We start from the raw sequence: 10132 nt of genomic DNA, 5'->3' as shown, positions 1-10132 counted from the left end.
TATAAGAGACAGGGGTGATACCGCTCGCCATGGGCCTGTTCCTTGAGGAGGACACAGGTGCGGCGATCAAGATCGTCACCGGCGAGAACGCCGTGCTGCTCGAACAGTTGCGCACCGGAGCGCTCGATCTCGTCGTCGGAAGGCTGGCGGCGCCGGAAAACATGACCGGCTTCTTCTTCGAGCACCTCTATTCTGAACCGGTGCTGTTCGTGGTGCGAGCCGGACATCCGCTGCTTGATCCGGGACAGGATGTGTTCGCACGGCTCGACGAATTCCCGATGCTGATGCCGACGCGGGAATCGGTCATCCGCCCCTTCGTCGACCGCCTGTTCATCACCAACGGCATGACGGCGCCGGCAACCGAGATCGAAACCGTTTCAGACTCCTTCGGCCGCGCCTTCCTGCGGCAAAGCAATGCCGTCTGGATCATTTCGGCTGGCGTCGTTGCCAATGAACTCGGCAGCGGCGCCTTCGTCGCCCTGCCGGTCAACACCGAGGAAACCAAGGGACCGGTCGGCCTGACCATGCGGACCGACACCGCGCCCTCGCCGGCCTTTTCCATCCTGCTGCAGACCATCCGCGAAGCGGCAAGGCAAAGCGGCTGATGCGTCAGGCTGTGCGGGATCGTCATCGGCAGAAGGCAGTCGGGTCGAGGTCGAAGACCCGTCCCGGATTGAGGATGTTTCTCGGGTCAAGCGCTGCGTTCAGCCGCCGCATCGTGGCGATCTCGGCGTCGCTGCGGACCAGATGCAGCCACTTCTTCTTGTCGAGGCCGATGCCATGTTCGGCCGAAACGCCGCCTGCCGGGCAAACGATCGTCCACGCAAAGCGACGTCGTCCGTGTCCGTCGGCAATGTAAAACAGGACAATCGTCCTGTATCGATCACGATGGATCGTGATCGATACCGGAGAGTTGTCTTACTGAAGCTTGGCCTGCAGGGCGTTGACGTCGTCGGTGGTCATTTCGCCGTCGGTGGCCACCTTGCCGTCGACGATCTTCCACAGCCGGAACGGGCCGGTGATGTCGCCATATTTGTCGAAGGCGACAGGGCCGATGACACCTTCATAGCGGATCGGCTTGCCGTCCTTGATCAGGCCGAGCGCCTTGGCGAACTCTTCCTTGCCGGCAAAGATCGGCGTGCCGGCCGGATCGACGGCCTTGTACATCGCATCCTTGATCTTGGCCGGGTCCTCAGAACCGGCAATGGCGATGGCCAGACCAACAATCGCGCCGGCGTCATAGGAGCGGTCGGCCGCCGGATTGGTCGGTTCGATGCCGGAGAATTCCTTGTAGTTCTTGGTGAAATACTCCGTCGAGGCCGTCGGGCTGGTGCCGGAGGACGTGCCGTAGGCTTCCTTCAGATAATCGGCGCCGACGGATTCGATGAAGTCCGGGCTGTTCATGCCGTCATTGAGCAGGAATTTCTGCACGCCGCCCTGCGAGATCCAGGTACGGGCGACCGTAGCGCCGTCGACCGGCGTGCTGACGAGGTAAAGACCGTCCGGTTCGCCGGCCATTGCCGCCGTGACTTCCGAGGCATAGCTCGACTGCTTCTCATTGTAGGGCGTGTCGGAGACGATGGTGCCGCCGAGCGCTTTGTAGGCACGTGAGAATTCGGCCACCATGTTGACGCCGAAATCGTTGTTGACATGGATGATCGACAGCTTCTTGAAACCCTTGTCGACGGCGTATTTGGCGGCGGCGACGCCCTGCAGCGCATCCGAGGTGATGGTGCGGAAGAAGATGCCGTTGGTCTTGCCGTCGCGGCCGAGCGCGGTCAGCGTCGGCGAGGACGAAGCCGGCGAGACCTGGACGATCTTGGCTGGTGCGGTGACCGAAGTCAGGATCGGGATCGACACCGAGGAGATGATGCCGCCGATGATGACCGGCACCTTCTTGACCTGAACCAGCTGGGTGGCGGCGTCAACGGCGACGTTGCCCTGGCTCTGGCTGTCGCGCGTGTCGGTGACGAGATCGCAGCCGCGCACACCGCCGGCTCCGTTGATGTCGCGGAAGGCCATCTCGACCGACTTGGCGCCGGCCTGGCCGTATTCGCCGGCCGGGCCGGTCAGCTCCATGACGAGGCCGACGGTGATCTTGCAATCGGCGGCTTGCGCAGCACCCGCCATCGTGACGAGGGCGAGCGCGGTGGTGAGTTGGAGTATCGTCTTTGTCATTGTTGTTCCCCTTTCGTTACTCGACTGTATTTGAATTCTGGAGCCTGTTCAGCGTTCCGGCACCTGCAGCCAGGTCTCATGCAGATGTCGCCATTCAACGCCGTTGGGCGCCGATGAACTGGTGGTGAAGACGGCACTGGACTGGCGGCGGCTGTGCTTGCCTGCGCGCAGCTGCGCTTCGACATAGAGGACGACGATGGTATCGGCGTCCTGCCAGCCGGGCCGGATGTCCTCGATCGAAATGGCAAAACCATCGTCGCAGGAAGCGCGGCTTGCGCCGACATGATCGATGACCGCTTCGCGGTCGAGGATCTGCCCGTCCGGCGCCACCATGCTGAGGTCTTTGCCCATGGCGCGTTCGAAGCGGCCGAAGTCCACCGTGTTGGCGCGCGCAGCGACGAACCAGTCGACGAAGAAGCGGTGCAGGTCGATGATTTCGGCGCTGGCGCGTGAAAACAGGGAGGGCTCGTCGCTCATTTCTTCCCCGCATTGAGGTTGTAGTGCATGATCGAGCCGTGACGGCCGTGACGGTCGCGCTCCAGCGTGTAGACGTCGCCCTCGAGACCGGTGCCTTGCGCGATGACGGCGGCAATCCGCGCCCGGTCTTCGGCGTCGAGCGCAACGTCCATGATCTTTGCATTGGCCAGCGCATGCGCCTGGTTGCGGGCGCCGACGATGACGGCCGCCACTTGCGGCTGCTCCAGCACCCAGGCGCTGGCGATGGTGGCGATGTCGACGCCGTGGCGGTCGCCAACGGCCTTCAGCGCCTGAAGCAGGTGCTGGAAAAGGCCCCAGCCGCCGAAATCGTCGATGATCAGCTTGTATTTCACCAGCGAGCGGTTTTCGAGCGGCGTGGCCGGTTCGGCCACGCCGAGCCATTTGTCGCTGAGAAAGCCGCCGGCCACCGAGCCATAGCAGAGGAAGCTGACGCCGTGTTTGGCGGCGAGGTTCGCCAAGCTGTTGCCAGGCCGCTGGTCGAGCACCGAATATTGCAGCTGCTGGCTGACCAGCGGTATGCCGGCGGCAAGGATTTCAGCCAGGCGCGGCGTGTCGAAATTGGTGGTGCCGAGATTGCGCACCTTGCCTTCAAGCCGAAGCTCGTCGAGCCAGCCCATCGCCTCGACATAGCGAGGCTGGTCATAATCCCACCAGTGGAACTGAACGAGATCGAGCCGCTCGGTCTTCAGCCGCCGCAATGACTGGTCGACGATGCTCCTGATGTAGTCGCGGCTGATGCTGGCCAGCCGTTCGAGGTCGGGCACCAGCTTGGTGTGCACCTTCATCCGGGCGGCGACATCGAGGCCGCGCTCACTGGCCAGTCGCAGGCGCGCGGCGCCGATCAATTCCTCGACGCCGGTGTAGATGTCGGCGCAATCATAGGTCCAGATGCCGGCATCGAAGGTGGCGATCAGATCGGCCACCGCCTGGCTGCGGTCGATGGCGCCGTGGCCGCCGGCCAGCTGCCAACCGCCGCGGATGACGCGCGAGATGGTGTAGCCAGAGCCGAGTTCGAAGGTCTTGGCACTCATCTCAGGTCATCCTCTTTAGGCAGCGGCACCGCCGTGGTCTCGGCGTGGCTGAACCGCCGCTTGGCCATCCTGACGATCCTCAGCCGGCTGGCGCAATTGGGATCGGGACAAGCGATCTCCGCGTCCGAGGTCATCCAGTCGTTCGGGTGAGTCGGGCGCTGTTTCGCCGCCAGCAGCGGCAAGACGGCGGCAAGCGAATAGATCGAAAAACCCTGTCCTGCCGGCATCGACAGCATCTCGCCCTTAAGTTCGAAATAGTCGCCTTCCTTGGCGCCGCAATAGATCGGCTTGCCCTCGGGGATGACCGCCTCGACGCGAAGATCGAACAGCTCGAAACTGTCGTCGGCCATTCAGGCCTCCACCAGGCTGAAGGTAACATCGCAGGCGCCGTTGCGGCGGATAACACCGCATGCGGCGGCAAACCGGTCACGCTCTTCGACGCGCACTTGCGCCACCACGCTGCCGGCCAGCCAGCCGATCGGGAACAAGAGCCGCGCGCCCTGCCCGTAATATAGGCCGATGTCGAAGATCGCATTGGGATTGCCGCCCCACATGCGTGGCGGCACGTAGGAAAGCACGATGTCGCCCGGCTGCGGCGTCAGCGTCGCGTTCTCGGCCGGCAACGGTTTCGCATAGGCCTGGCCCTCGAGATCGGCCGCGGGAACCGGACAGGAGATTTCCGGCCCCGTCCACATCGCATGGATGCCAGGGACGACACGTGGCGTGCCGAGATAGGCCGAGAGGAAGGCAGCGTTTTCCGGTGCCTTCTCGGGCAGCAGCAGCGCCGTGACGGAAAGCTGCGAGCGCGGCTCGGTGATCCTGATGGCGGTCATGTCTGGTCTTTCGCGGCGGCGGCCTGCAGCTTGCTGCGCAGGAAGGTGAAGGGGCGGCTGATGTCGGCGACAAGCGATTCGCGCGCCGCCTGCGCATCCTGCGTGGACAGCGCCATGACGATGCGGCGGTGATACTGGGCGGTGTCGACTTCGCCGGCCTCCGAGAAGGCATAGATAGCGACGCGGATGCAGGGCCCCGATTGCAGCCACAGGCTCTCGATCATCGGGATCAGCACGGCCGAGCCGCAGGAGCGGTAGATCTCGAAATGAAAGCTCTGATTGAGCGTCACTTCGCGATCGACGTCCTTCTTGTGTTTCAGCGCCCGCATCTCGTCCCATTCGCCGAGAATGGTTTCGATGGTGGCGATCTGGCGCGGGCCCATGCGGGCGGCGGCCAGCGCGATCGCTTCGCCCTCGATCAGGATGCGGGCACGCAAGAGATCATCCAGCCGTTCCAATGTGATCGGCGGCACACGCACCGAACGGTTGGGCAGCGCCTCCAGCGCCTTTTCCGTGATCAGCCTGCCGAGCGCCTCGCGCACCGGCATGGTCGAGGTGACCAAGGCGTCAGCTAGGCCACGGATGGTCAGCACCTGGCTCGGCTCGAACAGGCCGCCGATCAAGGCGCGGCGCAATTCCGAGTAGACGCGGTCCTGCACAGTTTCGCGGCCGACTGGCGCAAGCTGGGCCGCGATCGCCTCGTTGTTCTTTTCGATGGCAGCCTTTTGCATGGAATTCCGTTCTTGGCCGGTTTTCGGCTTGCGGATGAAATTAAAGCCGAATAGCGTGATCAAAGCAAGTGTGATCACAAATCATAATCAGGAGACGGCAACGATCGTCTTCGGCCAGAGGGTTTGATGAGCGAGGCAACCAAACGGCAAGGGGAAACCCGCGCGCCGGTTCTGACGGCAAGGAATGTCGTCAGGCGGTTCGGCGGCCTTGTCGCGGTCAACGATGTCTCGTTTGACGTCAAAGCGGGAGAAATCCTCGGCCTGATCGGCCCCAATGGTGCAGGCAAGACGACGATGTTCGACCTGCTCGCCGGCAGCATCCTGCCGACCAGCGGCGAGATCCTACTCAACGGCACGCCTGTCTCGGGCGAAGCCGCGCATCTGCGCATCGGTCATGGCCTTGGCCGAACTTTTCAGATCCCGCGCCCGCTGCCCAATCTGACGCTGATCGAAAACATTATGCTGGCCGCACAGGGCCAGGCCGGCGAAAAGCTGCTCGCCAATTTCATCACGCCATGGCGCGTCGCCGCGCAGGAAAGAGCCGCCAGGACAAAGGCGCTCGAACTGCTGGAACTGGTCACCCTCACCCATCTCGCGCATGAGCCGGCGCGGGTGCTTTCCGGCGGCCAGCGCAAGCTGCTCGAACTCGCCCGCGTGATGATGGCCGACCCGGCGATCATACTGCTCGACGAACCGGCGGCCGGCGTCAACGCGACGCTGCTGGAGGTCATCATCGACCGCATCCGGGACATCAACGCGCGTGGCATCACCTTCCTGCTGATCGAGCACAATATCGATATGGTGACGCGGCTTTGCCATCGCGTCCTCGTCATGGCGAGCGGCCAGCTGCTCAGCGAAGGCACGGCCGAAGAAGTCGCTCGCGACCCACGTGTCATCGAGGCCTATCTCGGAGGCGCGGCATGAGCGAGATCGTCCTCGATGTCCGCGACCTCGAAGCCGGTTACGAGCCCGGCGTGCCGATCGTGCGCGGCGCCTCGATCACTGTCAAAAAAGGCGAGATCGTCGTCGTGCTGGGCCCGAACGGCGCCGGCAAGTCGAGCTTCATCAAGGCCATCGCCGGCCTCGTCCCGATCACCGGTGGCACGGTGTTTCTGGACGGCAAGGACATTACCGCTGCGCCTGCCCACACCATGGTGCGGCTTGGACTGGCCTTCGTGCCGCAGACCGAAAACATCTTCCCGCTGATGTCGGTCGAGGACAATCTCAGGGTCGCCTGCGGCGTCCTCGAGCGGCGCGAAATCCCTGCCCGCATCGAGGAGATGTATGCCGCCTTCCCAGACCTCGTCCGCCAGCGCCGCACCGCCGCCGGCAATTTGTCGGGCGGACAGCGGCAGATGCTCGCTGTCGCACGGGCGCTGATCGTCCACCCCAGAGTGCTGGTGCTGGACGAGCCGTCGGCCGGCCTGTCGCCGAAATTCGTCTCGATGGTGTTCGAGATGCTGGCCGGCATCCGCAAGTCCGGCGTCACCATCCTGCTGGTCGAACAGAATGCCAAGGCGGCGCTCGCCATCGGCGACCGCGCCTATGTCCTGGTCGAAGGCAAGGACCGGCACGAGGGCATCGCCTCCGAATTGTGGAACGATCCGGTGGTCGCCGAACTCTATCTCGGCCAGCGCCCATCTAAGGCAGGGAAAGGAGGTGAGGCATGAGCCTGCAATTTGTCGTCGACGGATTGCTGACGGGTTCGATGATCGGCCTCGGCGCCATCGGCGTGACGCTTACCTATTCGATCCTGCGCTTCTCGAACTTCGCCCATGGCGACTTCATGGCATGGGGCACCTATGCGACGCTGGCCGTCGTCAGCGCCATCGGTGCGACAGTAGGCAAGGTGGCGCCGATCGCACCGCTGTCCTTCGGCTGGCCGCTCATTGTTGCGCTCGTTATCGGCATGGCCTTCACCGCGCTCTTGGCGCTGCTGCTCGACAAGGTGCTGTTTTCGCGGCTTCGCTCGCAAGGCCAGGCGATCATCGTGGTGATGGCGAGCTTCGGCGCCTCGATGGCGCTGAGAAGCCTGCTCGAATTCACCTTCACCTCGCGGCCGACCTATTTCAGCCGCGCGATCCAGATCGCCATGCCGGTCGGCTTCGGCATCCGCATCACACCCGACCAGATCGCGCTTTTGCTGCTGACCGCGGTGCTGGTGCTCGGCGTGCATCTGTTGATAACGCGCACGCAGACCGGCCGCTCGATGCAGGCCTTGAGCCAGAACGCGGCGCTGGCCCGCATCGTCGGCATCGATGTCGCCAGCGTGGTGCGCGTCACCTGGGTCATCGGCGGCGCTCTCGCCTGCGTCGCCGGCGTGATGATCGGCATTCTGGTGCAGATCCGCCCGTTCATGGGCTTCGACATGCTGCTGCCGATGTTCGCCGCCGCCATTCTCGGCGGCATCGGCAGCATTCCCGGTGCGGTGCTCGGCGGCCTGATCATCGGGCTCGCCGAGGCTGGTGCGGTGCAGTTGATCGGCGCCGAGTGGCGCGCCGCCGTTTCCTTCATCATCCTGATGGCGGTGCTGTTCGTGCGGCCGATCGGCCTGTTTGGTGTGAGGGAACGCTGATGGACCTGCTCGGCTACGGCGCCTTCTTCCTGACCACAGCGCTGATCTTCTCGCTGGTCACGCTAGGGCTCAATTTGCAGTGGGGCCTGACCGGGCTGTTCAATGTCGGCCTCGCCGGCTTCGTCGCCATCGGCGCCTACACATCGGCGCTGCTGACCACACCGGACGATGCCGCGCGGCTGGGCGGCTTCGGCCTGCCGATCCTTGTCGGCTGGGCGGGCGCCATGGTCGTCGGCGGCATCGCTGCAGCGCTTACCGGCATGGCAACGCTGCGGCTGAAATCCGACTATCTGGCGATCACCACCTTCGGCGTCGCCGTCGTCGTGCAACTGGTCGCGCTCAACGCGCAGAAACTGACCGGCGGCCCGTTCGGCATCGGTTTTATTCCGCGCCCCTTCGGCAGCCTTGCCGAGACGCCGCTGCTGTTCAACCTGTCCAACCTTGGCGTGGTCTCGGTGGTGACGCTGATCGCCTATCTCGCCTTGGAACATTTGTCGCGCAGCCCGTGGGGGCGGGTCTTGAAGGCGTTGCGCGAGGATGAGCGGGCGGCGATCTCGCTTGGCAAGAGCGCGCGTTTCTACCGCGTCCAGGCCTTTGCCGTCGGCGGCGCCATCATGGCGCTGGCCGGCGCGCTGCAGGCGCATTTCACCGGCTTCATCGCGCCGGACAATTATCTGCCGATCCTGACCTTCCAGGTCTGGGTGATGCTGATCGTCGGCGGTTCCGGCAGCAATCTCGGCGCCGTCATCGGCAGCATCCTGGTGTGGGCGATATGGGCCGGATCGGGCACGCTGACCAGCATCCTCTTCCCGCCGGAACAGCAGGCTCGCGCCGCCGCGCTGCAGATCGCCGCCATCGGCGTCATGCTCTGCGTCATACTGCTGATCCGGCCGAACGGCCTATTCGGCGACAGACCGCGGCGGTCCTGGTTAGGTAAGCGGGCGAAGGCGGCGACGGCCAGGAGCATTTCGCCGTCATGAATGCCACGGTTCGGCGGGAAACGCATGGCGCTTCGCTGTGGCATGCCGTCAGCCGCAACCGCCGCGAGCGGCCGGCGCTGCAGAGCGGGCTCGCTGTCGACCTGGCCATCGTCGGCGGTGGCTTTTCCGGTCTTTCCACCGCGCTGCACGCGGCGGGGAAAGGCCTTTCCGTCGCCGTTCTCGAAGCCGAATTCATCGCCTGGGGTGCGACCGGCAGGAATGCGGGCTTTGTCGTGCCGAACTTCGCCAAAATGGATCCAGTCGACATACTGGCCCATCTCGGACCGTCGCGCGGCGAAAGGCTGATCGATTTCGCCGCCGGCAGCGCCGACCTGGTCTTCCGCCTGATCCGGCAGCACGGCATCGACTGCGACGCCGTGCAGAACGGATGGATCCAGCCTGCGCATTCGCCTGCCGCCTTCGAGAAGGTCAAGTCACGTGCCGGGCAATGGGCACAGCTTGGCCGGCCGGCAGTCACATTGGACCGGCAGGAAATCGAAGCCCTGACGGGCGTGCCGGGCTATGCCGGCGGCTGGATGGATCGTTGCGGCGGCGTGCTCAATCCGGTCGCCTATGCGCGCGGGCTTGCCGATGCGGCGGAGAAAGCCGGCGCGAAGGTCTTCGAGCAGACGCGCGTCGCCTCGGTTGATCGCATAGCCGATGGCTGGATGCTAAAAACCCCATCTGGCTCAGTACGCGCCGGCAAGGTGCTGATCGCCACCAACGCCTATGGCTGGTCCCTCAATCCGTCATTGCAGCGAACCTATTTCCCGCTGAAAGTCTTCCAGACCGCGACAGCGCCATTGCCTCGTGAAGTACGCAGCCGGTTGCTTCCCGGCGGGCAAGGCGTCGGTGACACCAGACGCAATCTGTTCACCTTCCGCTTCGACGCCGAAAACCGGCTGATCAGCGGCGGCATGAACATCCTTGGCGCTGGTGCCGACACGCGCGTACCGCAGACGATTTGGCGAAGGCTTGGTCGGCATCTCGGTCTGCCCGACCTGCCGCCGCTTGCCTACAGCTGGTCGGGAATGGCAGCGGTTGAACCGGATTTCCTGCCGCACCTGATCGACCTCGGTCCGGGCCTGATCGCCGGACGCGCCTGCAACGGCCGCGGCATCGCGATGACAACGGCGATGGGCAAGGTGCTGGCGGACTGGGCCTCTGGAACCGAGGCCCGCGACCTGCCGCTGCCCTATGCGTCGCCGGCGCCAATCCCGTTCCATGCCTTGCTGCGGCATGCGCCCAACATGCTGCTCGGCTGGAGCATGCTGCGCGACCGGCTGGACGGGACGAGCTAGGCCGA

The 10132-nt window shown here is 64.4% G+C and carries 11 protein-coding genes and 2 pseudogenes; 6 read left to right on the top strand and 7 right to left on the bottom strand.

Features of this window, described 5'->3' with window-relative positions; all coding sequences use genetic code 11:
• Positions 1-14 precede the first annotated feature (14 nt).
• Positions 15-605, top strand: a pseudogene (locus tag EOB59_RS10375) (LysR substrate-binding domain-containing protein); the annotation flags it as partial.
• Positions 606-627: 22 nt separating this feature from the next.
• Here the strand turns inward: EOB59_RS10375 and EOB59_RS10370 are convergent.
• The 7 genes and pseudogenes from EOB59_RS10370 to EOB59_RS10340 all read right to left on the bottom strand — a co-directional run.
• Positions 628-801 (bottom strand): annotated as a pseudogene (locus tag EOB59_RS10370) (FAD-linked oxidase C-terminal domain-containing protein); the annotation flags it as partial.
• 117 nt (positions 802-918) lie between these two features.
• Complete coding sequence (locus EOB59_RS10365) at positions 919-2178, bottom strand: ABC transporter substrate-binding protein (protein WP_127266586.1); 1260 nt, start codon at positions 2176-2178, stop codon at positions 919-921.
• Between the two features lie 48 nt (positions 2179-2226).
• Entirely contained in the window at positions 2227-2655 is a 429-nt protein-coding gene (locus tag EOB59_RS10360) for a hypothetical protein (RefSeq protein WP_128288306.1), read from the bottom strand.
• On the bottom strand, positions 2652-3707 hold the full coding sequence (locus EOB59_RS10355) for an aldo/keto reductase (protein ID WP_127811104.1): 1056 nt from the start codon (positions 3705-3707) through the stop codon (positions 2652-2654). The genes EOB59_RS10360 and EOB59_RS10355 overlap by 4 nt, the downstream gene beginning before the upstream one ends.
• Entirely contained in the window at positions 3704-4057 is a 354-nt protein-coding gene (locus EOB59_RS10350) for a TIGR04076 family protein (protein ID WP_127270671.1), read from the bottom strand. The genes EOB59_RS10355 and EOB59_RS10350 overlap by 4 nt, the downstream gene beginning before the upstream one ends.
• On the bottom strand, positions 4058-4540 hold the full coding sequence (locus EOB59_RS10345) for a DUF3830 family protein (protein ID WP_128288305.1): 483 nt from the start codon (positions 4538-4540) through the stop codon (positions 4058-4060).
• The gene (locus tag EOB59_RS10340; protein ID WP_127270675.1) at positions 4537-5271 is read right to left on the bottom strand and encodes a GntR family transcriptional regulator; all 735 of its coding nucleotides are present in this window, start codon (positions 5269-5271) and stop codon (positions 4537-4539) included. Before EOB59_RS10340 ends, EOB59_RS10345 begins: the two co-directional genes overlap by 4 nt.
• A gap of 126 nt (positions 5272-5397) precedes the next feature.
• Here EOB59_RS10340 and EOB59_RS10335 point away from each other — a divergent pair, with 126 nt between their 5' ends.
• Genes EOB59_RS10335 through EOB59_RS10315 form a run of 5 tightly spaced genes read left to right on the top strand, consistent with a single transcriptional unit; the run spans position 5398 to position 10127 of the window.
• Positions 5398-6195, top strand: coding sequence for an ABC transporter ATP-binding protein (locus tag EOB59_RS10335; protein WP_127398307.1), 798 nt, complete (start codon positions 5398-5400; stop codon positions 6193-6195).
• Positions 6192-6941, top strand: a complete 750-nt coding sequence (locus EOB59_RS10330; protein ID WP_127381440.1) for an ABC transporter ATP-binding protein — start codon at positions 6192-6194, stop codon at positions 6939-6941. Before EOB59_RS10335 ends, EOB59_RS10330 begins: the two co-directional genes overlap by 4 nt.
• Positions 6938-7846, top strand: a complete 909-nt coding sequence (locus tag EOB59_RS10325; RefSeq protein ID WP_127327031.1) for a branched-chain amino acid ABC transporter permease — start codon at positions 6938-6940, stop codon at positions 7844-7846. Before EOB59_RS10330 ends, EOB59_RS10325 begins: the two co-directional genes overlap by 4 nt.
• Positions 7843-8826 (top strand): branched-chain amino acid ABC transporter permease, encoded by a 984-nt coding sequence (locus EOB59_RS10320; RefSeq protein ID WP_164874023.1) that lies wholly within the window; start codon positions 7843-7845, stop codon positions 8824-8826. Before EOB59_RS10325 ends, EOB59_RS10320 begins: the two co-directional genes overlap by 4 nt.
• Complete coding sequence (locus EOB59_RS10315; protein WP_127398651.1) at positions 8823-10127, top strand: FAD-dependent oxidoreductase; 1305 nt, start codon at positions 8823-8825, stop codon at positions 10125-10127. The genes EOB59_RS10320 and EOB59_RS10315 overlap by 4 nt, the downstream gene beginning before the upstream one ends.
• Positions 10128-10132: the final 5 nt, after the last annotated feature.

Origin of the sequence: Mesorhizobium sp. M7A.F.Ca.MR.176.00.0.0 (genome assembly GCF_004023165.1) — a bacterium.
Classification (GTDB): Bacteria; Pseudomonadota; Alphaproteobacteria; order Rhizobiales; family Rhizobiaceae; genus Mesorhizobium.
This window is presented reverse-complemented; position numbering and strand designations above follow the sequence as displayed.